General features: G+C 66.4%; 19 protein-coding genes. 9 read left to right on the top strand and 10 right to left on the bottom strand.

Annotation, left to right across the window (positions count from 1 at the left end):
* Window positions 1–4: 4 nt before the first annotated feature.
* Entirely contained in the window at window positions 5–556 is a 552-nt protein-coding gene (locus ACP56T_RS10985; protein WP_430912148.1) for a threonyl-trna synthetase, read from the top strand.
* 42 nt (window positions 557–598) lie between these two features.
* Entirely contained in the window at window positions 599–1,540 is a 942-nt protein-coding gene (locus tag ACP56T_RS10990) for a cation diffusion facilitator family transporter (protein WP_430912149.1), read from the top strand.
* A gap of 446 nt (window positions 1,541–1,986) precedes the next feature.
* Here ACP56T_RS10990 and ACP56T_RS10995 read toward each other — a convergent pair whose 3' ends face one another.
* The 3 genes from ACP56T_RS10995 to ACP56T_RS11005 all read right to left on the bottom strand — a co-directional run bounded on the left by ACP56T_RS10995 (window position 1,987) and on the right by ACP56T_RS11005 (window position 6,891).
* A complete protein-coding gene (locus ACP56T_RS10995) occupies window positions 1,987–5,271 on the bottom strand; it encodes an efflux RND transporter permease subunit (protein WP_430912150.1) in 3,285 nt (1,094 codons plus the stop codon).
* Between the two features lie 3 nt (window positions 5,272–5,274).
* Window positions 5,275–6,504: an efflux RND transporter periplasmic adaptor subunit gene (locus ACP56T_RS11000; protein WP_430912151.1), complete on the bottom strand. Its 1,230-nt coding sequence runs from the start codon at window positions 6,502–6,504 to the stop codon at window positions 5,275–5,277.
* Window positions 6,505–6,582: 78 nt separating this feature from the next.
* A complete protein-coding gene (locus tag ACP56T_RS11005; RefSeq protein WP_430912152.1) occupies window positions 6,583–6,891 on the bottom strand; it encodes a hypothetical protein in 309 nt (102 codons plus the stop codon).
* Between the two features lie 107 nt (window positions 6,892–6,998).
* On the opposite strand from ACP56T_RS11005, the gene ACP56T_RS11010 reads away from it, so the two are divergent.
* The 4 genes from ACP56T_RS11010 to ACP56T_RS11025 all read left to right on the top strand — a co-directional run bounded on the left by ACP56T_RS11010 (window position 6,999) and on the right by ACP56T_RS11025 (window position 9,324).
* A complete protein-coding gene (locus ACP56T_RS11010) occupies window positions 6,999–7,271 on the top strand; it encodes a metal-sensing transcriptional repressor (RefSeq protein WP_430912153.1) in 273 nt (90 codons plus the stop codon).
* A complete protein-coding gene (locus tag ACP56T_RS11015; RefSeq protein WP_430912154.1) occupies window positions 7,271–8,605 on the top strand; it encodes an MFS transporter in 1,335 nt (444 codons plus the stop codon). The genes ACP56T_RS11010 and ACP56T_RS11015 overlap by 1 nt, the downstream gene beginning before the upstream one ends.
* Before the next feature lie 141 nt (window positions 8,606–8,746).
* The gene (locus ACP56T_RS11020) at window positions 8,747–9,106 is read left to right on the top strand and encodes a hypothetical protein (RefSeq protein WP_430912155.1); all 360 of its coding nucleotides are present in this window, start codon (window positions 8,747–8,749) and stop codon (window positions 9,104–9,106) included.
* 32 nt (window positions 9,107–9,138) lie between these two features.
* Window positions 9,139–9,324: a hypothetical protein gene (locus tag ACP56T_RS11025; RefSeq protein WP_430912156.1), complete on the top strand. Its 186-nt coding sequence runs from the start codon at window positions 9,139–9,141 to the stop codon at window positions 9,322–9,324.
* Between the two features lie 54 nt (window positions 9,325–9,378).
* Here the strand turns inward: ACP56T_RS11025 and ACP56T_RS11030 are convergent, their stop codons facing one another.
* The 6 genes from ACP56T_RS11030 to ACP56T_RS11055 form a co-directional block, all read right to left on the bottom strand.
* Window positions 9,379–10,032: a hypothetical protein gene (locus ACP56T_RS11030; protein WP_430912157.1), complete on the bottom strand. Its 654-nt coding sequence runs from the start codon at window positions 10,030–10,032 to the stop codon at window positions 9,379–9,381.
* Between the two features lie 218 nt (window positions 10,033–10,250).
* Window positions 10,251–12,179, bottom strand: coding sequence for an ATP-binding protein (locus tag ACP56T_RS11035; protein WP_430912158.1), 1,929 nt, complete (start codon window positions 12,177–12,179; stop codon window positions 10,251–10,253).
* A 98-nt stretch (window positions 12,180–12,277) separates the two neighbouring features.
* Window positions 12,278–16,876, bottom strand: a complete 4,599-nt coding sequence (locus ACP56T_RS11040; RefSeq protein WP_430912159.1) for a helicase HerA domain-containing protein — start codon at window positions 16,874–16,876, stop codon at window positions 12,278–12,280.
* The gene (locus ACP56T_RS11045; RefSeq protein WP_430912160.1) at window positions 16,866–18,383 is read right to left on the bottom strand and encodes a hypothetical protein; all 1,518 of its coding nucleotides are present in this window, start codon (window positions 18,381–18,383) and stop codon (window positions 16,866–16,868) included. The genes ACP56T_RS11040 and ACP56T_RS11045 overlap by 11 nt, the downstream gene beginning before the upstream one ends.
* On the bottom strand, window positions 18,380–19,918 hold the full coding sequence (locus tag ACP56T_RS11050) for a hypothetical protein (RefSeq protein ID WP_430912161.1): 1,539 nt from the start codon (window positions 19,916–19,918) through the stop codon (window positions 18,380–18,382). Before ACP56T_RS11050 ends, ACP56T_RS11045 begins: the two co-directional genes overlap by 4 nt.
* Before the next feature lie 26 nt (window positions 19,919–19,944).
* Window positions 19,945–22,266, bottom strand: coding sequence for a Druantia anti-phage system protein DruA (locus ACP56T_RS11055; RefSeq protein WP_430912162.1), 2,322 nt, complete (start codon window positions 22,264–22,266; stop codon window positions 19,945–19,947).
* Window positions 22,267–22,316: 50 nt separating this feature from the next.
* Between ACP56T_RS11055 and ACP56T_RS11060 the strand changes: the two genes are divergently transcribed.
* Entirely contained in the window at window positions 22,317–22,547 is a 231-nt protein-coding gene (locus ACP56T_RS11060; RefSeq protein WP_430912281.1) for a ribbon-helix-helix protein, CopG family, read from the top strand.
* A 49-nt stretch (window positions 22,548–22,596) separates the two neighbouring features.
* Here ACP56T_RS11060 and ACP56T_RS11065 read toward each other — a convergent pair whose 3' ends face one another.
* Complete coding sequence (locus ACP56T_RS11065) at window positions 22,597–22,929, bottom strand: DUF2958 domain-containing protein (protein WP_430912163.1); 333 nt, start codon at window positions 22,927–22,929, stop codon at window positions 22,597–22,599.
* Window positions 22,930–23,282: 353 nt separating this feature from the next.
* Between ACP56T_RS11065 and ACP56T_RS11070 the strand changes: the two genes are divergently transcribed.
* Together ACP56T_RS11070 and ACP56T_RS11075 are read left to right on the top strand one after the other, a co-directional pair.
* Window positions 23,283–24,644: an FAD-dependent oxidoreductase gene (locus ACP56T_RS11070; RefSeq protein WP_430912164.1), complete on the top strand. Its 1,362-nt coding sequence runs from the start codon at window positions 23,283–23,285 to the stop codon at window positions 24,642–24,644.
* Window positions 24,644–25,348, top strand: a complete 705-nt coding sequence (locus ACP56T_RS11075) for a hypothetical protein (RefSeq protein WP_430912165.1) — start codon at window positions 24,644–24,646, stop codon at window positions 25,346–25,348. The genes ACP56T_RS11070 and ACP56T_RS11075 overlap by 1 nt, the downstream gene beginning before the upstream one ends.
* Window positions 25,349–25,378 lie beyond the last annotated feature (30 nt).

Here is a 25,378-nt window from a genome sequence, read left to right on the forward strand (position 1 = left end):
GCCGATGCGGGCCGCTCCCCTCTGGGCGGCCGCGCTGGCCGGACTTGCCCTCGCACGTACGCCATCGGCGGCGGAGAAGGATGGCGAGGCGCCGCTCGGCTTCACCTGGGGACCGGTCGCCAATGTACCGCGCCCGATGAAGGTCGACCGCGAGGCGAACCTGACCGCGCTCTACTACCCGCACGGATGGCGGCCGGCCACGGGACCCGGGACGGCCGAGGTGGTGCTGGTGATCTGCCGGACCGAAGGATTGCAGCAAGTGGTCTGGGTCGGCGTGCCGCTCTCGGGGGACGCTCTCGCGAAGGCGCATCGGGCCATCCACGACGAGGGCGTGCGACGCTACGGCGAGCCCGGTCCCGGACCCACGGCGGATTCGGAGCTCTGGCCTCAAGGGCGGGCGTTGCTGGCGAGCCGCGAGGCGCCGGACGGACGCCGCGAGCTGGTCATGACCGCTTTCGGTCCCGGCTACGCGGCCTGCTCCGAGACCCACCGCGCCGAGACCGGGCATCGGGCCGGCGCCCACGTGGCCGATCTCATCGGTGGGATCACCCCCTGAGACCCTCGGCCGGAAACCTCGTCACGAACTCGGAAGCGACAGATGGGATACGGACACGCGCACGGGGGCAGCCACGGGCATTCGCACGGGGGCGGCATCCCGTCGGGCTCGGCGGCGGCCCGGAACAAGGGCCGGCTCGCCTGGGCGTTGGGACTGACGCTGACCTACATGTCGGCCGAGGTCGTCGGCGGTCTCCTGACCGGTAGCCTCGCGCTGCTCGCCGACGCCGCGCACATGGTCACGGATGCGGGCGGCCTCGCCCTGGCACTGCTGGCCATCCACTACGCGGGCAAGGCGCCGACGCCGGGCAAGAGCTTCGGCTACATGCGCTTCGAGATCCTCGCGGCGCTCGCCAACGCCGTCGTGCTGCTCGGGGTGACGGCCTACATCCTGTACGAGGCGTACCGCCGCTTCGTGGAGCCGACCGAGATCCTCGGCTGGCCGATGATGCTGGTCGCCCTCGTCGGCCTCGGCGTGAACCTCGCCAGCATGAAGTTGCTCGCCGGAGGCTCGGCGGAGAGTCTCAACGTCAAGGGTGCGTACTTCGAGGTCTTCTCCGACATGCTGGGCTCGCTCGGCGTGATTCTCGCGGCTCTCGTCGTGATGGGGACGGGCTGGCGCTGGGTCGACCCGCTCGTGGGTGCCGGCATCGGCCTGTTCATCGTGCCGCGCACGTGGCGCCTGCTGAACGAGGCGCTGCACATCCTGCTGGAGGGCACGCCGCCCGGCATCGATCTCGCGGTGCTCAAGACCGAGATCGAGGCGATGCCGGGGGTGCGGCGCGCCTACGACCTGCATGCCTGGACCCTGACCTCGGGCTTCGACGCCATGAGCGGTCACGTCGTGGTCGACGACGTCGCTGGCGGCCCAGCGGTGATCCGGGCGGTGCGCGGCCTGCTGAAGGAGCGGCACGGCATTGAGCACGTGACCGTCCAGGTCGAGGACGAGAGTCTCGCTGCCGAAGGCGCGCATCTGCCGGTCTGACGGTCATGGCCGGAAAGAAGCTCGCCCGTTCGCAACTCGATTATGGCTCAAGGCCCCGCGGCAGGCGCCGGGTTCGCCCGGGTGTGCGCCGTGCTGCGGACCGGACGATGGCTTGGGTGACGGGGCTGGTGTTGGCGCTGGTTGCCCTCCTGTTCATCATCGGAAGGCTTTCCTGAGGGAGTTTGGCCTGCGGGCCGCGTCGAAATCTCGTAAGCGTCCGCGCCTCACGATCGATCCGGGGTCGCACCGACACTCACGTCCGCTCGTTGGAGCCGACCCGGCCGCCTCCCGATATGCCTCAGAAGTACGATACCCGAGCAAGCCCGGTTCGCGACCTGGACCTTGCGGGCGTGAATGGGCGAGCTGGACTTGAACGATCTGCAGCCTGCCGTTGGCTGATAATCGTTGGCTTACCATGTGGCTAATCGAGGGGCCATCGAGTCTCCTCACTCGGCCGGAACCGGCAGGCTTGGCGCTACGGGGGAAGTCTCCATGATTGGGACAGTGCGGCTGAAGCGAGCGTAGAGTGCAGGCAGCACCAGCAGGGTCAGCAAGGTCGCACTCACCAGGCCGCCGATGACCACGGTCGCCAACGGCCGCTGCACCTCCGCGCCCGTCCCCGTGGCCAAGGCCATCGGCACGAAGCCGAGCGCGGCGACCAGAGCCGTCATCACCACAGGCCGCAACCGCGTCAGCGCGCCCTCGCGCACGGCCTCGGGCACCGCCATCCCCTCCGTCACGAGTTGCCGGATGTGGTTCAAGAGCACGAGACCGTTCAGCACCGCCACGCCCGAGAGCGCGATGAACCCGACGGCAGCCGAGACCGAGAACGGCATGTCGCGCAGCCACAGCGCCGCCACGCCACCGGTCAGCGCCATCGGCACGGCGCTGAACACGATGGCCGCATCCCGGGCCGACCCGAGCGCCCCGAGCAGCAGGATGAAGATCAGCGCGAAGCAGGCCGGCACCACCACCATCAGGCGTTGACGCGCTGCCGTCAGGTTCTCGAACTGCCCGCCCCACTTCACCTCGTAGCCGGCCGGGAGTTTCACGTCCTGGGCGATGCGCTCCTGCGCTTCGGCCACCAGCGAGCCGATGTCGCGTCCGCGCACGTTCGCGGTCACCACGACCCGTCGCCTGCCATTCTCGCGGCTGACTTGGTTCGGTCCCTCGGTGAAGGTGAAGGTCGCGAGCTGGCGGAGCGGCACGCTCATGCCACTCGCGGGAAGCGGGCCGGCCGGAACCCCGGTGCTTGCCCGCGCGGACGCGGCCTGCGAGGGCGGCAGCGGCACCGGCAGGTTCTTCAGTGCCTCGACGTCGCCCCGGACGCCGTCGGCGAGCCGCACCACGATGGCGAAGCGCCGGTCGCCCTCGAAAACCAAGCCTGCATCTTTGCCGCCAATGGCGGTGCCGATGACGTCCTGGACGTCCGCCATGCTGAGGCCGCGCCGGGCGATCTCGCCCCGGTCGATCCTGATCTCAAGGAACGGCAGCCCGACCGCCTCCTCGACCTTCACGTCGGCGGCCCCCTCCAGGCCGCGCAAGATGCCCGCGATCTTCCGGGCCCCTTCGACCATCGGTCCGAACTCCTCGCCGAACACCTTCACCGCGAGGTCGTCGCGCACGCCCGCGATCAGCTCGTTGAAGCGCATCTGGATCGGCTGCGAGAAGCCGAGCAGCGTGCCCGGGATCAACTTCGCCTCGGCCTCCATGCGTCCGATGAGGGATTCCTTGGTCTCGTCCGGGTTCGGCCATGCCGATTGCGGCTTCAGGATCAGGTAGGCGTCGCACGCGTTGGGCGGCATCGGGTCGGCGGCGATGTCGGGCGTTCCGCAGCGCGAGTAGACGAAGGCCACCTCCGGGAATTTGCTCATCGCCTCCTCGACGCCGAGTTGCATCGCCTGCGACTGCGTGATCGAGGTCGACGGAATCCGCCGCGCCTCCATGACGATGTTCTTCTCGTCGAGCGTCGGCGTGAACTCCTGCCCGAGCCGCGTCGCCAGAACCCCGGCCAGCCCGAGCAGCGCGACCGCTCCCAGGATGAAGGCAAGCGGCGCCCGGACCGCGCCGGCGAGCACCGGCCGGTAGGCCGCCTTCAGGGCGCGGATGAGGAGGTTGTCGCCTTCGCTCACCCGTCCGGTGATGAAGGTCGCGACCATCGCCGGCACGAAGGTCAGCGACAGCACGAATGCGGCCACCAGTGCGATCAGCACCGTCAGGGCCATCGGCGTGAAGGTCTTGCCCTCGACCCCGGTGAAGGTCAGCAGCGGCACGTAGACCAGGATGATGATGGCCTGCCCGTAGACGCTCGGCTTGATCATCTCCTCGGCCGAGACCCGCACGGTCTCCAGCCGCTCGTCGAGACTGAGCTTGCGCCCGAGCGCGTGCTGGCGCTCCGCCAGGTGCCGCAGGCTGTTCTCGGCGATGATGACGGCCCCGTCGACGATGAGGCCGAAGTCGAGGGCGCCGAGCGACATCAGGTTCGCGCTGATGCGCCCCGCCAGCATGCCGGTGGCCGTCAGCATCATCGTCACCGGGATGACGAGCGCCGTGATGATCGCCGCCCGGATGTTGCCGAGCGCCAGAAACAGCACCGCGATTACGAGCAGCGCGCCCTCGGCGAGGTTCCTGCCGACCGTCCTGATGGTGGCGTCGACGAGGTCGGTGCGGCTGAGCAGGGTCCGGGCCTGGATACCGGGCGGGAGGAGCTTGTTGATCTCCCGGATCTTGGCGTCGGCGGCGGCCGAGACGGTGCGGCTGTTCTCGCCGATCAGCATCAGCGCGGTGCCTAGCACCACCTCGTGCCCGTTCTCGCTGGCCGAGCCGGTGCGCAGTTCCCGCCCGATCCCGACCTCGGCGACGTCCTTCACCAGGATCGGCACCCCATTGCGGGTCGCTACGACGATCTCGCGGATCTGGTCCTGGTTCTCGATCAGGCCGCCGGCGCGGACGACGTAGCCCTCGCCGTTGCGTTCGACGTAGTTGGCGCCGCGGGTGGCGTTGTTGGCCTGGATTGCCCGCGTCAGGTCGGCGAAGGACAGCCCGTAGCCGACGAGCTTCATCGGGTCGGGCTGGACTTGGTACTCCTTCACGAAGCCGCCGATGGCGTCGGCGCCCGCCACCCCGGGCACGCTCTTCATCTGCGGGCGGATGATCCAGTCCTGGACGGTGCGCAGGTAGACGGTACGCTCGAAGTCGGACTTCAGCCGCTCGCCTTCGGGCGTCAGATAGCTGCCGTCCGACTGCCAGCCCGGCTTGCCGTCCTTCACCGGCGTGCCTTCGCCGGGCTGCTGATACTCGACCGCCCACCAGTAGATCTCGCCGAGCCCCGTCGAGATCGGCCCGAGCCGCACCTCGACCCCGGGCGGCAGGCTTGCGCGCACCTCGATCAGGCGCTCGTTGACCTGTTGCCGGGCGAAGTAGACGTCGACCTTGTCGCTGAACACGGCAGTGAGTTGGGCGAACCCGTTGCGCGAGAAGGAGCGCATGCTCTCCAGGCCCGGGGTGCCTGCGAGCGCCCGCTCGACGAGCACCGTGACCTGCTTCTCGATCTCGACCGGGGTCAGGGCCGGTGCGATGGCGTTGATCTGGACTTGGTTGTTGGTGACGTCCGGCACCGCGTCGATGGGCAGCCGCGCCAGCGACCACGCCCCGAAGACGGCGGCGATGAGCGTCACGAGGATGACCGCGTAGCGGTTGGCGATCGCGAAGGCGAGGATCGGGCGGATCATGGCTCAGTCCTCCGCCGCGGTCTTGCCAAGTTCGGCCTTCAGCGTGAAGCTGTTGGCGACCGCCACGGCTTCTCCCGGCTCCAGCCCGGCCGTCACCTCCACGTCGTCGTCGTCGGATCGGCCGACCGTGACGGGCCGCGCCTCGAAGCCGTCCGCCACCCGCACGAACACGTTCGGCTTGCCCTCCAGGGTCTGGATCGCGTCCTTCGGGACGAGCACGCGCACCGGCTTGTCCGAGACCTCGATCTCGGCGGCCACGAACGAGCCGGGGCGCCAGATCTCGCCGGCGTTGGCGATCTCGGCGACCACCCGGGCCGCGCGCGTGTTCTGGTCGAGCACGGGACCGATGAACACAATACGTCCGCGGGCCGTATCGCCGGTGGCCTCGGTCCGGACCGCCACCATCTGACCCTCGCTCACCAGCGGCAGATCGCCGGGGCTGACCGCGAGGTCGACCCAGACCTTCGAGAGGTCGACGACGCTGTAGAGCTCGGTCTCCAGGTTGTCCCGCCCGACCGCGGCGCCGAGGTCGACGCGCCGCTCCACGACCTTGCCTGCGATGGGCGAGCGGATCTCCTGGCGCTCGAACTGCGCCTCCGGCTGGTTCGGGAGCGCCTCGATCTCGGCCGCGCTCAGACCCAGGAAGGACAGCTTGCGACGGGCCGCGTCCTCCTTGACCTTGAGGTCCTGGTAGCTCGCCTGCGAGCGCAGGTACTGCTGCTCGGAGGAGATGCGCTTGTCCCAGAGCGCCTTGTCGCGCTCGTAGAGCGTCTTCTGCAGGTCGGCGGTGACCCGGGCGGTGAGGTACTCGCCCTTGGTTTCGGCGATCTCGCGGCTGTCGAGCAGGGCCACGACCTCGCCCTTCCCGACCCGGTCGCCGAGCCCCTTGCGCAGTTCCACCACCGTGCCGGTCGTCTTGACCGCGATGCGGGCGGTGAGGTTGGCGCTTGGGACGATGGTGCCGGGCACATGCAGATGTCGCGAAAGTCGGCCACCGCCGGCAGCCTCCGCACGGATGCCGGCCTTGGTGACCTGGGCATCCGTCAGCCTGACGAGGCCGGGCTTTTCCGGCTCCGGTGCCGCCGCCGGCATCGCTCCGGGCTTGGCGGGCGCGTCGCCGCCCCTGGTGCCCGCCACCATGGTGCGGACCGCATCGGGCGCGCCGGGCCACCAGACCGCGATCAGGAAGCCGCCGGCGACGGCCAGCAGCACGGGGATGAGACGTCTGAACATGTCGGTGCCATGGGACGGCCGGCCACGCGCCCGCGCGGCGTCGGTGCCGTCGTTCGAGGAGGGGAAAGGCGGGTGGCCTCAGCCCCTCGGCGGCTCGAATGGTCCCCGCACGCCACTACCGGTCCGGGCAGCTTCGTCCGCGAAAGCGAAGGCCACGGTCGCGCCGTCCTCGGTGGCAGGAGCCTTCGAAGTAGCAGGCACGACGCCCTGCGCGTGCGACTGGACGTGGTGGATCAGCTCGTCGGCGTCCTGATGGTCCGCCGCATGGGCCGGGCCCGCCAACCCCTGGACGGCGTGTGCGATCGGCCCTGAAGCCGCGTGATGGGCCTCGGCGAGCAGCGGCAGCACCGTCACCGCCGCCAGCAGCAACGCGACGGTCACCGTCATGAGACGCCGCCCGAACGACACCCGACCACCACTCCCGAACCGGCACCGGACCACCCGGCGCGTCGAACACCCTTCCCTTATCCCCTCCAGGGGGATAGGATGTCAACATGGATCACATGCACGCCTCGCATCCCGACATCGTCAAGCGCCTGAAGCGCGCCCACGGCCATCTCGCCGGCGTCATCGCCATGATCGAGGAGGGACGGCCCTGCGTGGACCTCGCCCAGCAACTCCATGCGGTGGAGAGCGCGATCGGCAACGCCAAGCGCGTGCTGATCGAGGACCACATGGAGCACTGCATCGGCGACGGCGTCGCGGACGGCGGCAAGTCCGCCAAGGCCGCGCTCGCCGAGTTCAAGGCGCTCGCGAAGTACCTCTGATGCTGGCTGTCCTCGCGAACCGAACCTACCGGCACCTGTTCGCCGCGCAGGTCATCGCCCTGATCGGCACCGGCATGCTGACCGTGGCCCTCGGGCTACTGGCCTACCGGCTGGCCGGGGCCGAGGCCGGCGCGGTGCTCGGCACGGCGCTGGCCATCAAGATGGTCGCCTACGTGCTGGTGGCGCCGGTCGCCAACGCCTTCACGGGGCAGTTGCCGCGCCGCGCCTTCCTGGTCGCGACCGACCTTGTCCGGGCCGGCGTCGCCCTGATCCTGCCCTTCGTCGACCAGATCTGGCAGGTCTACGTCCTGGTCTTCGTGCTCCAGTCCTGCTCGGCCGCCTTCACCCCGACCTTCCAGGCGACCATCCCCGACATCCTGCCCGAGGAGCGCGACTACACCCGGGCGCTGTCGCTCTCGCGGCTCGCCTACGACCTGGAGAACCTGCTCTCGCCGACGCTCGCCGCCCTGCTGCTGACGGTCATCGACTTCCACTGGCTGTTCGGCGGCACGGTCGTCGGCTTCCTCTGCTCGGCCGCCCTGGTCGTCTCGGTGTCGCTGCCGTCGCCGACACCGCCCGAGCGGCGGGCCGGGATCTACGAGCGCACGACCCGGGGCCTGCGGATCTACCTCGCCACGCCGCGTCTGCGTGGTCTGCTGGCCCTGAACCTCGCCGTGTCCGCGGCCGGCTCGATGGTCATCGTCAACACGGTCGTGATCGTCCAGGCCATCCTGCAGCGGCCGCAGAACGACGTCGCGGTCGCGCTCGGCCTGTTCGGGGGCGGCTCGATGCTGGCGGCCCTGCTGCTGCCGCGGGTTCTCGACAGGCTGCCCGACCGGGCCGTGATGCTACCCTCCGCGGCCCTCCTCGGGGTGGTGCTGCTCGCCTTCGCCGCCTCGACCTGGGGTGGCGTCATCGGATGGCCGGTGCTGCTGGCGACGTGGCTGGTGCTCGGCATCGGCTACTCGGCCGCGCAGACGCCGACCGGTCGCCTGCTCCGTCGCTCCGCCTCGCCCGGCGACAGGCCGTCCGTCTTCGCGGCGCAGTTCGCCCTCTCGCACGTCGCGTGGCTACTGACTTATCCGCTGGCGGGCTGGCTCGGCGCCACGGTCGGTATGCCGGTCACGCTGGCCGTGCTCGGCGTGCTCACCCTGGCAGCCATCACCGCGGCGGCCGCGCTGTGGCCGGTCTCGGACCCAGACGTGGTCGAGCATGTCCATGCCGATCTGCGGCCGGACCACCCCCACCTCGAAGGCGGCGGCTCGCGCCGACACGCCCATGCCTTCGTCATCGACGATCTGCATCATCATTGGCCCGCGGTGCGGCCGGGGTGACAGGGCCAAGCGGGCGTTCCTCACGCTTCTCTTGGCCCCGCCCCGTTAGAGGCCGCCGCCGCAACGAAGGCAGATAGCTTCGTTGACGACGTCCGCTTCAACGGCGCCCACGCCTACCTCACCGATGCGGGCGCGCCGGGCATGATCGTGCTCGATCTCGCCTCGGGGCAAGCGCGCCGCGTCCTCGATCGCCATCCCTCGACGGTGAGCGACCGCCCCGTCTCGGCCGAGGGCAAGCCGATGCACGGTCCCGACGGCAAGCCGCTGCATATACACGCCGACCAACTCGAAATGTCGCTGGACGGGCGCTGGTTCTACTACCAGCCGAGTTCAGGACGGATGTCGCGGATCGAGACCCGCTACCTCGACGAACCGTCGCTCCCCGGCGCGGAGTTCGCCAGGCATGTCGAGACCTTCGCCGACACGCCCTCGACCGGGGGACCTCCATCGACGCGGCCTGCAACCTCTACGTCAGCGACACCGGCCGTCTCGCGGTCCTGAAGGTCGCGCCCGACGGCGCGACCACGACGCTGGTGCAGGATCCGCGCCTCGTCTGGCTCGATGCGATGTGGATCGACGCGCAGGGCCGCCCGTGGCTGCCGGCGGCCGAGTTCGACCGGATGGCGCCGTTCAACGACGGCAAGGACAGGGTCGAGAGGCCGATCCGGGTTTTTACCCTCGACATCGGCGCGCGGCCCGCGCCGAACGACCATCGCTGAACCGGAAGCCACAACGGGTTTGGGGACCACTCGACGCAGCCCCCAAACCGCTGCTCAGGCGGCGATAGCGAACAGCCGGCCAAACGCCTTGAGCCGATCATTGAGGGTGGTGCGAGGCAGCGCGACATGCGCCGCAGCGTCACCCTTCGAGGCGTCCTCCCAGTGGATGAGCCCCAGAGCGGTTGCGATCTGCCGTTCGGCCCGTGCCATGATCTTCACGGCGTCGAGGCGGTGCTCGACAGCGGCAAATTCTTCCATTCCCCCAGCGATCTCAGCGGACAGATCATCGAATGCGATGACCTGCGGTGGGGCGGGCGGCACGAATGGGTCGGTCGGTGCCGGCGGCGTAGAGGTCGAGCTCGCGCCCTTCTTCTTGCGCTCGTTCTCGCGGCGGGTCATCTGCCCCGGTGCGGCGTATTCCGAGCGAACGCGCCGCATCGCGTCCCAGACCGCGAGTCCGACGAAGGCCTCGGGTGACCCCTTGGTCGGGTCGTACTTGCTCGAGTTCGTCTGCACCAAGATCAAGAAGGCGCCCTGAATGATGTCCTGCCAGAGGTCGGCCGGGAGGTCGGGAGCGATCTTGCGCGCTTGGCACAACATCACCGGCATGAACGCCTTGAAGAAGGGACCGTGAGCGCGCTTACTGCCGGCGAGGAAGTCGATCAACAGATCGTGGCGGTCAAGATTCGGGGATTGCGTCGGGCGCATGTGTGGCGTCTCCGTAACGTTGCATCAGCCTTTGACTCCAGCGGGAAAGGCGGATGCAGCGTCCGGGGGACATGGCGGAGTAACCGCGCCTACACTGCCTTCGAGCTGTACTCAGAGTATCGCCAGGATTTCTCCTTGGCGACGGACAAGGGGAACTTTTTTTCCAAGCCTCGAAGTTCCGGTGACCCGGCTGGCTCGCACCTGCCGGGTCGCGGGGCTTACTCCGCGGCTTCAGCCGAAGGGTCGGCGTCGTCCTCATCATCGGGCGTCGCGGGCTCGGAGTCGACCGGATCGTTGTCGCCAGGACGCATGGTCTGCCCCAGTACCGTCAGCGCGTCGGCCAGGAATGGGCTCCAGACGCTCTCACGCTGGCGCTTGTACCAGACCTGCGCCTGCTCATCGTCGCAGGTGAGTTCGGCCTTGGCGAGCGCGATCAGCAGGACGTCAGCCGCCTGCTTCGGCAGTTGTGCATCCTGGAGACGCATGAGTTCGCCGTAATGCGTCGTGTAAAATGGGTGTGCTTGGTTGATCTTGACGATCACCTGAACACCAGGTCCCCACTCCGGCACGTAGAAGGGCCCATGAGCGAGTGTGACGTACTCGATCTTATAGGGACGCCGTTTCACCTCCTGTTTTAGGGCTGCCAGAGCTGCCTGCAGCGAAGCGCCGGTCGTGGCCGCGACGCGCTTCGCTTCCACCTCCTGCCGATCGCGGACATCCTCCTTCTGGTTGTCCGGAACCTGCGGCCCGCGGCCGGCCGCGCTGTCGGCCGCGGCAGCGGCCTGCTCGGCGGGCGTCGGGCCCTTATCCGGTTCAGGCTTGGGCACCTTCTTGCGTTTCTTTGCCTGCCATGCGTTTTCGTCTCTGACGAGCCGATCGATGTCATCGGCCACAAGAAGCCGCCAAAAATCCTCGATCGGCCGGACCGTCTGCTTGTCGTTGGTGATCCCGAAAACCTCGTCGAGCGCCGGCTCAAATCGGACCTCGATTGCCCAGTAGTAGGCGTATCCTTGGAGGAGCGGCCATTTACCGAGACCTGAGGCAATGTCGCGCGCCGAACGCGGAAAAGCGTCCAGTGTTTCGATCTCCCGACCCGCACGTACGAAGGACATTCCGCGTCGGGGCTTGCGGATTTCGAAGCGCTTGAACTCGTCTTCGCCATCAGTCTTATTTCCTGACATGAATGTCGGCGGCAGCCTGCTGATGCGAATATGAATAGTACCAGCAGCCCTCAGTTCGCTGTCTTCGTCCTCGAGATCAGCCGCACTTTCGAGTTTGCGGAGATGTAATGCACCGGTGGTTTTGTCGAGGAAAAAGCGGACCGGGATTGTTCGATCGAAACTGCAATGCGCTCCTCCCTCGTCCTCGGGCAAAAACAGTCGCGCATCGGGATCTAGAAAGAGGGGATCGACTGGTTCGACCAAGGTGCTGTCAACGTACAACTCGACGCCGTCGAGCATGCTACGATACGTGACGCCAAAATCATCGACCAAGTGCTCTCGGAGCGATCCGGCTGTGCGATAGCTCAGGCGGTCAGGAAGGACCCAAACTACGACCGTGCCGTGGTCAAAGGTTATCTTCTCTTTCGCCAGATACTGCTGGACGAAATCCGGCAATGCCGATGGCTCAGGAGCGGGGATTTTCTGAAGTCCATGCTGCTGGACCTCGTTGACGTCGAGCCATGCCTTGGTGATCCCCTTGGCGTCCCGCGTTTTGGTGTAGACCTCCACGCGTCGCGTCTGGTTGATCGAGGCGTTCGGAAGCCCGAAACCGAACTTGCCGATAAAGTCCGGCTCGTCGAAGTGGGTGCCGGCGCCCCAACTCAGGGCGTAGCGGGCCATCATGGGCAGCATGCCAGCGCCATTGTCGATGAAGGCAACGGCGGAGACCGACTCCTTGCGCTGGAACTGAGCTAACCGCTTCGGGCGCTCGAAGATCACGTGGATCTGCGATGCGCCAGCTTCGATCGCGTTGTCGACAATCTCGCGCGCCGCCGATGCGGTGTGGCGGTAGCCGTTGCGGCGCTGCGACTCGAGGGCTTGGCGGGAGTTGAAGAGCGGGAACTCGAAATCATCGGGCAGTTTGTTGAGGTACTTCTGCTGGCGCTCCAGTTCGCTGAGGAGGCGGTCGTCGGTGGCGATGGTCATGGCGATCTCTCCAGGGGCGTGGCTGCTCATGGCAGCGCTGGTGACACCCCTGATATCGCCAGGATCTCGCCAACTTGACGGATTGACGCCGGAAAAATCTACGGCGAGCCCTCGGTCGAGGCGGATCGCGCGTAGTGAGGCAGAAGGTTCACGAGCAAGTAGGGCGAGTGCTGGGAGTTCTTGACGAAGCCCTGATGCTTTTGGAGCACCGCGACTTTCGCGAACAACTGGGTCGCCACCGGCCCGGACGTCGCTCCGCACAGCGCCCGGACGGTCGCGCGCTGGTGCTCGGCTTCGCGGTTGTACAGGAAGATCTGGGTCTCCAGGCTGCCGGACAGCGTCTCAGGCACGTCGCGGGGGTACTGCGTGCTTACAGCGATGCCGACGCCGAAGGCCCGACCTTCCCGTGCCAGTTCCTCCAGACGCTTGCTGTCCTTCACCCGCCACGCTTCGTCGAAGACGAGCAGCCGGCGCAGGGCGCGAGGCTGAGCGCCCCGGACGAGATGGCCGTGCAGCCGGACGATAATGAGTTCGGCAAGCGCCGCCTTGATGCGATCATCGGGCAGGCTGTGCAGATCAAGGACCGCCCGATCGGCCAGCAAGTCCTCGAACCCGGCTGACGCGGCTTCGGCCGACGGAAACAGGTTGAGATCAAAGAGCGGCGAGAGCCGATTTAGAAGCGTCTCGTTGCCGTCATCGGCGTCGAGGAGAGCGACCACTTCCGTGAAACTCGGTCCGATCGGGAGATCGGCAACCTTGTGCCGATCGCGCGGCGCGATCCCCCTTCCTTCGAAGGCCGCTGCGATCGCGCGCTTGAGGCGTGCTTCCTGCTGATCGCCCAGGCCGAAGATCCGCTTCAGGATCGAGCCGACTTCGTGCACCTGCCGGATCGGCTGAACTTCGCCGTGCTCATCGGCCACGAGCGCGAGCGGGTTGAACGGCAGGCCATCACGGTTCACGTCATAGACCGTGAGCCCGAGGGGGCCGCTGAACGCCGGGTCGGCGTAGTCGTTCTTGAAGTCGAAGATGCAGACCGGCAGGCCGGCGCTGACCACGCCGTCGATGATGGCCCGCAGGGTCTGCGTCTTGCCGGATCCGGAATCGCCCGTGACGAGCATGCCGAAGTTCATGAGCGGCCGCTCGGTAGAGGTCGGATCCCAGTAGATCTCGCGGCCGTCGGCGCTACGGCCGAGGAGAATGCGCACGGCTGAAGCCGGCACCTGCACTGGCGTTGGAGGCGGTTCTGGCGCGCGCTCAGCTTTGGACCGGGGTTCCGGTGCTGCGGGAGCAACCGTTGCCGAGGCTCGTGCTGAAGTCGATCCTGCTGAGGGAGGGGGTGGGTCGCCTGCAGGAGGCGGAGGGGATGGAGGCGGCGATGGCGGCGTCACCTCGCCTTCCTCGGCTTCGACCACCTCGTAGAGCGCCAGTGGATTGTCCTCTTTCGTCCGATAGCTGTGGCGCGGCTGCGTCGGCAGGACGATCGGGCTTCCGGAGGCAACCCTGACCTTGAACAGCGCTCCGTCGAAGGCTGTGGGACCCTCACGGAAGAGTTCCTGCAGGATCTGGACGCTGCGCTCGCGATCACCGGGCTCCATCTGCCGACTCGCCACTGCGCGGTAGAGTTGGTCCTGGAGGATTTCGCGGCGAGCCCGATCAAGCGCGCTCGCCGGTGCCGGGACGAGAATACGGCGGAGCACCCGAATGGTGCTGTCGATCTGATCGACCGCACGACCGGTCGCTCGCCCCTGGGTCGTTGCAATCGTGCCGTCGGAATCGTCGTGAGCCTTCACCTCGACAGCCGTCACGACGATCCCGCCGTCAACTGGGCGGATCCACAGGAGATCACCGCGGCGCCCATCATCGGCTTGTGCTCCAAGGATCCAACGCCGGCTGTGACGATCGTCCAGCGAGACGACGACGCCGCCAGCGTATCGCAGCGCGATCGTGCGGGCCGCCGCCAACGTACCGAGAAGTCCTTTGGCGATTTTGGGATCGATCGGCGCTCCGTTCGATCCACCGATCGGCATCAGCACGGTGTCGCCGCCGAGGGCACGCATGCCGGCGAGCGTGCGTTCGACGGTGGGGTCGTTCGGGACCAGCCCGCCGCGCTCCACAATCTGCGCGGCGAAGTCCTCGACCGTGCCCGGATGGGTCGTGAACGTGACCAGGTCGCGACCGCCCGCGCTACGCCAGTCGAGCCGCATCGCTCCGGCCAAGTGGAAGGTCGGCTCGAGACCTTGATCGACGATGACGGTCCACAACGCGTGCTGGGCGAGCCGTTCGAGGTCGCTCCGCCAATCGGTCGATCCGGAGTGCCGCCCGAAGAACTGGTTCTGCGGGAGGCTCATCGCTTCCCGGAACACCTGATAATAGGGGCCGAAGGTCGTCGCCTCTGCCGCGACCACAACGGTGAAGCGGTCGTCGAATTCGTCGTATTGGTAGACTCTTGGCGCAACGAGCGGGGAGAGGGCGGGCGGCGCATCGACGCCGACCGGGTAGATCCTGCCATGGCCCGGTTCGAACACGATGGCGAGGTGTGCCGCGTCAGCGGCCAGGAGTTGCACGATCTCACTGACCGTCATCCTCTCGCGTTGGACGCGCAAGGTTCCTCGTGTTTCGTCGAGACCGGCGAGCACGCCCTCCAGTTGGACGTGCTCCTCTTCCGAGAGCGTCGGCTCTGGTTTCGTCCGGAATACATCGACATGAAGCGGAATCGCTTCTCCATTTCGGGCTGGAACCGCCAACAGAGCCTCGACGATGTCCGGAAGGCTCGGTGGATCAATCAGAGCAACTTTGAGGCCGAAGCGAGCGTGTCCGGCGACGCGCACGAGATTGCTCGCAACGCTGGTCAGCGCATCGGCACGAAAGCGCCCAGTCGTGCGCGATTGCGGGTCGCCGAACACCGGCAGCGCGCCTAGAGAGCCGACCCCGACAAAGACGATCTCTTGCTCCAACTCGAGTTCGGAGACGTGCGGGCTCAGCAGTACGTTGGGGCCGATAGGCGGCGGATCGAGCACTAGCTGGCGCACGACATCATCGCCGATGTCGCGCAACTCATCGCCGTGATCACGCATCAGGCGCTCGAGGGCGAGCCAACGCCAGAGGTGGAACGGGTGGGTGGGAGCGGCGATCGCGGCAAGGCCTTCCTGCGAACGCACGACGACCAAATCCAGGCAGAGCGTGCGCGCCAGCAGCCGTTTGGCCGGTTCGAACGAATTGCGCGCGCGCATGGCCGTCGCCGCGTCACGGGCAGCCTGCAGAAACGCGGCATGTGCGGCGATGACGCGTTCGGCCCGAGCTCGAAGATCGGCATCCGCAGCGAACGCCATCAGCGGATGATCCGCCAGGGCTGCCAAACTCGGGAGAAGGGCCGTGCGGGCGGTCGTGTACTCGCTCCAACAGGCAATGGCGTCAGCGCTGACGATGCCGCGCTCAGCAGCTCGGCCCAGCATCTCGCGGACCTGGTCCCGATCGGTGGGGCGGAAACCCACGACCTGGGCGTCGTCGGCATCCATTGCCTGGATCGCTGCCACGGCGTCCACGGCGCCGGGCGTATGAACGAGTCCTCCCCAAACCTCCGCAGTCACGAGCCGTGCCAGTGGGTTCTCGAGCGCGGCCTGTCCGTTTCGGAGTCGTCGGGCGATGGTTCGGGGACCCGATTGAAACTCGTCGGCGACGTCCTCGTCGTTGCCAGGCTGAACCGCTTCGTCATAGCGCCGGGCCACCGCCTCGAGGCCGCGCTCCTGGTTGTTGAGGAGCATGTCGACGGCAAGTTCGTCGCCGAACACCCGCTCGGTGCGGGTTGGGCGCTGTGGACCCGGCACGTCGGGCTCCTCGGCGGCGGCCGGCGCGGCGGGGAGAGCCGGTGGCGGGCGGTCGCGGAGGATCTTGACGACGTTCGCGTATGACAGCCGCCCGAGGTCGGTGACCGGACCACCGCGTCCGAAGCGGAGCAGCACCTCGGCCTCCGCGCGCAGGGCCACGCCCAACTGCCCGTCCCGGGCCACGGCAGCGGCACGGCGCCGGTCGGCGTCGGTCAAACGCCTGATCCGAGCGACAGCTTCACGGTTGCGCTCGAGAAGTCGCTTTATCGCCGTTGGCCCGCGCGCGGACAACAACTCGGGCTCCGGCAGGAGCCCAGCGAGGTGCAAGAGATGCGGCTCGCGTTCCAAGATCGCGGCTTGGCCCCGGGGCGCGAGGGCAATCACGGCGGCTGCGAACTCCAGCAGCGCAGTGTTGGAGATGGCGGGATCGAGCGCTGCGGCGTCCCAGAACACCCGGCGCTCGGGCGTGGGCAACGCATCGACGGCCCGGGAGGCTGCTGCGAGCCGGAGATCCGTCGCGTGAACGATCGGTACAGAGGTGCGCAATGAGTTGATTTTGGCGACTTGGCCGACCACCAGCGTGACGCACGGACGGCCCTGGCGCGCCTCGGCGTCGTGCCGCCACGTGTTTGCCTGCGTCGCGTCGACGGTGAGGTCGACATCGGTGGGAACGGCGTCCGTCCAAGGGCCGCCACCGAGGATCGCGACACGGATCGGTCGTCCCGCCCGCCCTGCGAGTGCGGCCACGAAGGCCCCGCGATCGAGCGGCGGCAGCCGTTCGGCGAAGACGCCCAGGACGCCGGGTGGACGGAGCCGCTCGAGGCACAGTTCTGCTGTGAGTTGCGCGGCGAGGAGGGCTGCCTCAGGCGGCATGTCCATCTCCCACGAAAGTGACGTTGTCGGCATACCGGCGCGCCAAGCCGAGAGCGGCGAGTTGATCCACGAGATCCTCGGTGTTCTCAACGAGCCGGTTGGCATCGAGATCGACGCCGTGGCGACGCAGCAGCGCGGCATCGTGCTGACCATCGCCGCGCCCCCCCGCGATCAAGCCGAAGCGCAGCCACAATCGCTCGAGGAAGTCCTCCAGGGGTACCGACTCACCACACGGCACACAACTGCGCACCAGCATGTCGAGCAGCGCTACGGTGGGCCGTACCCGTTTCTGACCGGGTCCCTGAAAATGCGGGTAGATCAGGCCGCTCCACCGCCCGATCCGGAGGAGATACTGGCGGGGTCCCCCTGAACCATACTCCCGGCGGTATGCGGCCCAGATGGCGTGCGCGAGAGCAGCAGCTCGCTCGGTCGGTTCGGGATGAAGCCGAAGTGCTTCTTCGAGGTCTTCGAACCGATGCTTTAGGACCTCGTCTGTTAGTTGACCCTGACCGCGTCCATAAGGACCGATGTCGCGGAGCACTTCATCCAGTCGCTCGACCGCAGCGCTCGGCCGGAGAACAGCCAGATCGATCGTCTCACCACGATGGAGTGGTTGGCCTGCGGCGATGCGAGCAGCAAGGCGATCCCGAAGCCAGTCTTCGAAGCGGTCGTGGAGCAAGGTCAGCGTGGTCTCGCTCGCCGTGGTCAGAGCGCTCCCGGTCGGAGAGCGAACAGCCAATAGGGCGGGAATCCGATCTGCCAGAACTCCTTCCGCCACGAGCGCCTGAACGTGCGATTGCGTCGACACGCAGGCAAAGTGCACGGCACGCTGCAGTGTACGCAGCCTATTGCCCTGGTTCGCCTCGTGCGTGGCCAGGCACGCAGCGGCGGCTTGAAGTTGCGCAATATAGTCGGGAGCGCGTGCTGCCAAGCTGTCCATGGCCGGCGGCGCAGCGACTGTCACAGAGCGCCCACGGTGGTCGAGCAGCGGCCAGACCAGGGTGCTGACAGGGTCATCGGGCTGATCGACGTCCAGAGCGCTTCGAACAGCCGCCGCGAGCGGCGCATCTCCACTCGCCCCGCCGACGAGCGCTGCGGCGAAGGCGCCGAGACCGCGATCGAACTCATCCGGCGAGATCATCTGCGCGCAGGTCAGGGTGAGCGAACTGTGGTCGGCGTCCGGAAAGACGGCGCTGTCAGTTCCGAGGATCGCCCTGGCGAAGTCGCGCGCTTGGTCGAACCGACGCTCATCGGTCCTAAAACAGGCGAATGGCCCTTCGGGCTGATCCGTCACCAAGCGCGCGAAGGTGCGTTGTTCGTGACGCAACTTCTCGTTCTTCTTACGCCACCAGACGATGAAGGCGATGATGCGCGAGATGTCGTGCTGCCGACCGGTCAGGGCGCGGAACATGCCGTTCGCGATGTGGACGGGCTTGATAGTGCCCGTCACCGGGCGCCAACCGACCTCCTCATCGTACACCCGGTCGAGGACTTCGCCGATCCTCATGGCCGCACGAAGCTCCCTGTGTCGACATCGACACCCAGCACGACCCGTTGACCAGCATCCATGTCGAGCACCTGCACTTGCGGCGCGGACGGTGTCGCCAGCCATTCGCGACGAGCAATCCGGGCTAATCGATCGAAGAAGGCGGCGATCCGGGCTCTGGGTTCGCCCGATCGGGCGCTTGTTCCCCCGACTTGAGCGCCGAGCAGCGCCTCAAGGAGCGTGCGGTCGACGATCAGGCCTTCGCCCGGCGTGAGGTCTTTGTGCGTGAGGATGACATGGTCCGGCCGATAGCTCGGAAAGGCGGCTGCGACCTGAGGCGGCAATTCGGGAACGAGAACGCGCATCTGCAATGCCGGCACGTGCCAGCGTGCCGCGACGTAGCGCGTTGGGCGCGCATCGTAACGATGCGTGGCCCACAGGTGGAGCATGTCCTCGGCCGTATCCGTTCGGTCGAAGAAGCGGTTGAGCAGGCCAATCAGACGCCGAGGTCCTGCGCGCCGTCGATCGGTCATCTCTCGAAACACGAGATCGACATCGCCACCTGCCAGTTCGAGGTCGCCGCGGCCACTGCGATGCTCGAAGTACGCGCGTCGTTTCCGTCTGACGAAAGCAGGCTCTTCCTCGCCAGGCCGACGGACTTCCACTCCGTTCGCGACCAACCAATCCCGAGCAACATCGGTGTGTCGCCACAGGGCGTCGTCGAGAAGCGGCATCGGCCGCCAGAGCGGGTCGAACCGACGCACCGCGTCGAACAACGGGCCGGCCCCTCCCTCGAAGGCGTTCACATAATAGGGTTGAGTCTCCTGTCCGGGCTGACCCGGCGGACAGGAACTGCGGTCGCCGCAGATGACGTAGGCAAGGAAACCTAGCAGGTCGCGCATGGTCGCGTGCACGCCAGAGCGGCCCACAGTGTCGAGCAGGTCGACGAGGCGTTCCCGCACGTCCGCTTCTTCGCGCAGGATCTGGGCATTGCGGGCAGCGCGCCAAGTTCCAGGCGGGCACTCCTCGCCAAGTCCAGCCAGGGTGAGAACGCGATCGATCGCCGGGACCACCACCTCGCGACCGAGCGTGTTGCGCAGGTTGAGATCGATCACGCAGATGCGAGGGTCGCCATCGTCCGCTTGGCCGCCCTCGTAGCGCAGCGCGCGGAGCAACTTCTGGCGGACGTCGGCGGCCCAGGCGCGCGGTCGCGCCATCCCCGAGAGATCGACCAAGATCCCCTCATTGATCGCCATAACGAGCCCGTGCTCTTGGGCCAGGGCAGCATCGACCATATGGGCAAGATCGTCATTCGATCGCTCGTTCGCGTCGAGGCAGACCTCGACAGAGCGGGGGAACCGATCTCGTGTCCGACGAATCAGGTGCGTCTTCCCATCACCTGGATTTCCAGTGACGAAGACAATGCGGCCTGCCGCGACTTCGGCGGCGAGGACGTCATCGACTGGAGTCGGCACGTGCAGCGCCACGATCGTGTCTTCGGCATGATGTTCCGCAACCGCGGCTGCGGCGCGATACAATGCACGAACCGCGTCCATCGGCGCCCGGCCCTCTCGCTGATCATTCACGCCAGCAGCTCTTTCCCGTCTGTCGCCTGCATGTGCTCGAACAACGTCGGCTCCGAGGGGCGGGTGATCAGGTCGGCCTCGAGCGTAGCCGGCCCTTGTGTCGCGACACGAGCGAGGATGTCGGGGCGCGCGATGCGAGCAGAGAGCCAGCGATCGCGCCAAGCCTGCGCGACTTCGGCCATGCTCGGGAGCGCCGGCGCGGTGCACTGGTCGAACAAAAGATCGTCGCGAGCGCTTGGGTAGAGTTCGGCTGCATAGATGAGGCGCGTCCAACTGTGCTCCAGCACGTCGTTGGCGTCGAAGCGGAGTGCACTCAGGCCATCGCGGATCTGGCGCAACAAGGGGCTGGTGCCCTCGCCGAACACATTGTTGACGTGGCGATGTCCGCGTTTCGCAATCGACATCTGACGCAGTAGATGGACGGTTTCCTCGCGGAAATGGATGGTGCCGAATCCTCTCGTTTCGCCCACCTCGCGCCAGCGGATGACACGGTCTCCGCCAAGATCGACTTTTAGTCGATTGTATTGACTGGATCCGATACCGTAGAGGCTCGTGGTCGTCAGCATGCAGACGTCGTTCTCGCGAACGAGTGGCCGCCCTGCCATCTTGGATGCAATCTCGCTCGGGGAGTGGCGATAGCGCGTACGGTACTGATCGCGCACCTCTGCTGTTGCCAGCGCGAGAGCTACCAACTTGCCGCCGAGCAATTCACGATACGGCGCGGCCGCGCCGCAGACGTTGACCTCCAGAATGCGTGAAGCAAGACCACGCTCCCGAAGCTTGCGGAGCGCGAGCCGGATAGCACGATCGAGTTCGGCGTCCCGCTTGAGTTCGGCCAGGAGCCGCACGCCATCGGCTGGCGCTCGCTCCAGGCCGCGAAGCCCGGAAAGCACATCCGCGAGAGCACGGGCGCGCTTGGCTCGGAACAGCGGCGTGGCGCTCGCCTCAGCCCAATCGACCTCACCGTCGACCGCTCGCGGAAGCGTCTTGGCCGAGGCTCGGCTATCGGGGTCCGCTTCGCGAGCTCGAAGCGCCGCCGCCCGCTCGCGATTGGCGGCGTGTTCCAGGGCGGCAAGGTTGCGCTCCAACGCTTCGCCCTCGAACGCGTTGGCCGTATCAATGAGATCGTCGCACCGTATCTCGCCCTGCGCTTCTTCCAGCACGCGTACGAGGGCATCCCGAACGTCCGGCCAGCACTGCGGTGCTGTTCTCAGCCGGGCGAGCAGAGCCTCGTAGTTCCAACCAATCCAGCGGTCCCGATTTTCGAGATTGAGGACTGGGTTCGTCAAAGCCGCGATGCCCATCACCGGAGCGTTCGGCCGGGCAGCATTGCGGACAATGACTTGAAGGTTTCGCCCAGGTGTCGGCCGGTATTCGAGAGACCAAGTATGACGGAAGTAACGCCAAACATCCCGCAAATAAAGTCCAGTATGTAGACAGCGGTTCGCGGATGTGACGATCTCAACGACGGGGTCTACGACAGTTGCGAGCTTTTCAGCACGTTCAGCGCTTGGCAAACCGCTGATTTCGGAGAGCGCACGCGCTAAGTCCGTACCGTCATCGATCAGGCTCGCGATCGAGACCTTGCTAGTCCCGTGCCGGCGAGGCGCATGCATCCTGGCAATGAATTTGGAGACGGAGGGCTCGGCGAGTTGGCGCTGGCGTGCGATCTCGCGCGGGGCACGCAATCGGGCTTTGGCCGCAGCGGGCGTCTCGCCGGTGCGAGCGCTCTCGCTGGGAGGCTTCATCCAGATCGCGTCTCGAGCGACGTCGAGCGTCCAGCCTTCGGCTGAAAGGTCGGCCAGCACGAGGAGGACAGCCGTCTCCGCTTTGCTCCAGGGCTGACGGTCGGCCGCAGCACGTCTGGCAGCATCGCGTAGCGCCGCCTCGGTCGTCGACGGCGAGGCGCCATTCGAGCGCTGCTCCGTCAGAAGTTGAAGCAGCCGTGCGAGCGGTACATCCGGCAGGTTGGACCTGAAGCAGCGCACGCGATCTCGGCTGCGCTGACGCACCGTCCCGTGGTCGAGCGGATCCTCTACCGTCGCGGTTTCAGCCTTTTCGATCACCAGGGCGCGCCTGAGCGGCACGCCGCAGAAGCGCGCTTGGTGGCGCGGTTCAGAGCGGACGGCCGACTTGTCGGGCAAGAGGAGCATCGCGCCCAGCGCTCCGGGAAAGAACGAGATTGAACGAAGGTCATCGAACCACACGAGGCGCCTAAGTGCAACCGCGGTATCACGGTTGCACGCATTTTCCGATGCACCAGACCCGATGCCCTTGGTGCTGTTGATGGAACCGTGATACCACGGTGCGCTGGCCATATCGAGCATCGTTGCGGCCAGCCGAGACCGCGGGGGACGTGCTCCTGAGCATGCCGAGAGTTTCCGGACAGAGCCGTGCCCGCCGCGATCGAGCGGGCGCGATATCGTCGCCAGCGACCGCTGCTGGAGCGGATCCCGTCAAAGCACAGACAGTGCGTCTACCTTCCGACCTATGGCGAAGATTGAAGATCCGAGCGGTGGATGAAGAGCGGCCGATGTCCGAGATCATCCGCGATGCGCTTGAGGACTATCTGTCGGCTCCCGGTCCTGCTGAAGGTTAGCTGCTGAGAACGATCGGCGCCCTTGCTGAGCGCCGATCTTAGTGTCGGATCAGGCAGACACGGCACCTGAGCGCCGGGCTTCCTCGGCATAGGCACTCAACGGCTTGTCTGCTCTGAATTGTACGTCTTGCTGCACGTCGAGCCCAAGAGTTGCGGTGACCGTCTGGATCTCGGAGAGTCGTACATACCCGATTTCAGGAGATCCGAGTCCGAAATCACACAGGCCGAAAGCAAGATCGGGGTCTTTCGGATCCAGTTCAGAGAGGATCCAATTGGCAGCGCCGTTGGACGTAAACAGGCGAACTACAGGTCGAGGATCATGGTCATCTCGGGTACCATTAGCGAGAAGTTGAGCGCGCTGGTCGTCGGTGATGAGTGACAAGGGAGACTCCTGACGGATCGCCCTGATCGGGCGAAGGAGGCTCAGGCGGGCGCAAAGGCAAAGCGGTCCTCCCCAACACGGTCCGGTGCGGGCCGGGGATGGACCGCGAAGCCGCGTCCGCTACAGCACCCGAAGCCGACATAGGCGATTCGCCAGGACAAGCCTGGGACACGGCCTTCGTCCGCCGTGCCGTGTGACTGCTCGTCGATTGGATCATTGCCCGCGAGCGGACCAGTCACGCTCTACTGCGCTCACCCACACGCCGCGCTGATGGTGTCACGGGCGGGATGGAACCGCTCTCTGGCGGGATCGGCCCTGCTGCAGGTACCGGAGCAAGCGACAACGGCGCAAGCATGGACTACGCTGAAACGATGACGCCGAACCCGCGATCCCTCGACAGCGCCTCGATGGCGGCTACGCTTCTCGCCGAGTTCAAAGTCGCTGACAGCATCTACATCCTAGGTAGCTTTGCGAAAGGATTGACCGTCTTCGACCAGCAGGTTCGAGCACATAACTTTGCCTGGGCACTGTGGCGTGGGTTGGAGGCTGAAGAGACGCCACCCATCCAACGTAAAGTTGCAGTTATCGGAGGTGGCGTCGCCGGTCTCACAGTTGCCGCATGCCTGCTCTCTCGGAGCGCGGCGATGGATGTCGCGGTCTTTGAGGAGCGTTGGGATCTCTGCCCGCTCCAGCAGGGCTCCGACACACGATGGGTGCACCCACATCTCTACGGCTGGCCGCGAGAAGGCAGCCGCGCACCGGATGCCGGGCTGCCAGTTCTGAATTGGACCGAAGGCAGGGCGTCGGATGTATCGAGATCAATCCTCGACGGCTTCGCCCGCTATGCGGCAGTTGCCAGACCCGAAGCCCTTCGCGTCTACCTCGGGCTGAGCCACCTGCGCATCGATGCCGCGTTGCGCAAGTTGGAATGGATGGGCCGATTGGCGCAGCGCGTGGGAAACCATTTCCGAGCGGGACCGCCGCAGGGCGGCGATCAGGAATTCGACGTTATCATCCTAGCCGCAGGCTTCGGCCTGGAGCGTGGAGTTAGTGACGGCGCACCATCTTACTGGCGCAACGACACTGTGGGCCAACCAAGTCTGTACGGCGGGCGTTCAACCTACCTCGTATCTGGCTATGGCGATGGGGCGCTCGTAGATCTGTGTCGCCTCACCATCGAGCGATTTCGGCAGGACACGGTCCTCTACGAATTATTTGAACCGAATTTGGAGGAGTTGGAGCAGGAGTTGCGGACAAGGCTGGGCGGTGATTTCGGCCGGAGCGCGGTGAATGCACGCGATCTGCTCACCGCTGCGTCCCCACGCTGCCGCGAGATCATGGAGAAGGCCGAATGCCGCCTCCGCTCGCGCCTTCGGAAGGACACCCATGTCATCCTTCACGCCTCAGGAAACAGCGGCGTGACCTCCATCGGCCACTTGTTCGCGGCGCACAGTTCGTTTCTGAACCGGACGCTGTTGTGGCTGCTTTACCGGTGCGGTGCGTTCACGCTGGCGCTCGGAACGCTTGAAGAGGCCACGCGCGAGTTCCAGGTTCCCGGCCGAAACGTGCTTGCGCGGCACGGCGCGGACACCGCCCGGGCCGTCAAACGAATTTTCTCCGATATCACCGCGGTGGATCTGGGCAGCGTGCATAATCAGCCAGCGACTCGCCGCTGGCCGCTCGGCGCGTTCCCACCGCCCGGGGAGCCCACCTGATGCCTGGCGCCATCAATTTTGAGTTCCCGGAACCCGTTCCGCCGGCCTCCCAACTCGTCGCCTTACCGTTCGTCGGCGCGGTCGCAGGGCACTTGGCCAATGCGATAGGCGCGTCGCGCGTGCGGGTCACGCTGCATCGCGCGATGGACCGGGATGGCCAAGCCTATCTGCAGCAGCTCTGCGCCTATGCCACCACAGAAGCGAGGCTGGAACATCGGCTCGCAGGCCGCATCTTCGCCACGACGGCTGGTATCATGGGTAAGGCCTTCCACGATCGTCGCGTCGTACGCACGCGAGAACTTCCGGACGACGCGGCTTGGTGGGCAGCGTACGAAGCTGATCGGGCCGAGTTGGGCGAGATGGGACGTGACACCGACCAACCTCTATCTTACCTAGCAGTGCCTATGCTGGACGCTACATCAACCAGGTCTGTACTTATCTTGTACGCCGAGGTGGGTGGACTGAACCATTTCTCGAAGCGGGAGAGGGTTGCGGATGTGGTCGCGATGTGCGGCGGCCTGTGCCGGATCCTAGACGGTCTTGTCGAGACGCCGATGCCTCGGTTCCGCAATTACACACTGCCCCGCGGCGTCCCCTATGGGGAAAGCGAGACTGTTTATCCACGCTTACAGGAATCGATACCAGATCCCGCCCCACCCCTCTTTGAACGGTTGGTATCGTTCAATCTCGGACCAGCACCCTAGGTGTAAGCAAAGCTGATCGTCTCATACTCT

It is taken from the genome of Methylobacterium endophyticum, from assembly GCF_050591105.1.
GTDB lineage: Bacteria > Pseudomonadota > Alphaproteobacteria > Rhizobiales > Beijerinckiaceae > Methylobacterium.

Bases quoted from the DNA above. Each gene is read 5' to 3' on its own strand.
- ACP56T_RS11010 (WP_430912153.1), top strand. From the start codon at position 6,999: ATGGATCACATGCACGCCTCGCATCCCGACATCGTCAAGCGCCTGAAG.
- ACP56T_RS11045 (WP_430912160.1), bottom strand. From the start codon at position 18,383: ATGAGGATCGGCGAAGTCCTCGACCGGGTGTACGATGAGGAGGTCGGT.
- ACP56T_RS11015 (WP_430912154.1), top strand. From the start codon at position 7,271: ATGCTGGCTGTCCTCGCGAACCGAACCTACCGGCACCTGTTCGCCGCG.
- ACP56T_RS11030 (WP_430912157.1), bottom strand. From the start codon at position 10,032: ATGCGCCCGACGCAATCCCCGAATCTTGACCGCCACGATCTGTTGATC.
- ACP56T_RS11060 (WP_430912281.1), top strand. From the start codon at position 22,317: ATGCCGAGAGTTTCCGGACAGAGCCGTGCCCGCCGCGATCGAGCGGGC.
- ACP56T_RS11035 (WP_430912158.1), bottom strand. From the start codon at position 12,179: ATGACCATCGCCACCGACGACCGCCTCCTCAGCGAACTGGAGCGCCAG.
- ACP56T_RS11075 (WP_430912165.1), top strand. From the start codon at position 24,644: ATGCCTGGCGCCATCAATTTTGAGTTCCCGGAACCCGTTCCGCCGGCC.
- ACP56T_RS11000 (WP_430912151.1), bottom strand. From the start codon at position 6,504: ATGTTCAGACGTCTCATCCCCGTGCTGCTGGCCGTCGCCGGCGGCTTC.
- ACP56T_RS11005 (WP_430912152.1), bottom strand. From the start codon at position 6,891: ATGACGGTGACCGTCGCGTTGCTGCTGGCGGCGGTGACGGTGCTGCCG.
- ACP56T_RS11040 (WP_430912159.1), bottom strand. From the start codon at position 16,876: ATGCCGCCTGAGGCAGCCCTCCTCGCCGCGCAACTCACAGCAGAACTG.
- ACP56T_RS11020 (WP_430912155.1), top strand. From the start codon at position 8,747: ATGATCGTGCTCGATCTCGCCTCGGGGCAAGCGCGCCGCGTCCTCGAT.
- ACP56T_RS10995 (WP_430912150.1), bottom strand. From the start codon at position 5,271: ATGATCCGCCCGATCCTCGCCTTCGCGATCGCCAACCGCTACGCGGTC.
- ACP56T_RS11055 (WP_430912162.1), bottom strand. From the start codon at position 22,266: ATGGCCAGCGCACCGTGGTATCACGGTTCCATCAACAGCACCAAGGGC.
- ACP56T_RS10990 (WP_430912149.1), top strand. From the start codon at position 599: ATGGGATACGGACACGCGCACGGGGGCAGCCACGGGCATTCGCACGGG.
- ACP56T_RS11070 (WP_430912164.1), top strand. From the start codon at position 23,283: ATGGACTACGCTGAAACGATGACGCCGAACCCGCGATCCCTCGACAGC.
- ACP56T_RS10985 (WP_430912148.1), top strand. From the start codon at position 5: ATGCGGGCCGCTCCCCTCTGGGCGGCCGCGCTGGCCGGACTTGCCCTC.
- ACP56T_RS11050 (WP_430912161.1), bottom strand. From the start codon at position 19,918: ATGGACGCGGTTCGTGCATTGTATCGCGCCGCAGCCGCGGTTGCGGAA.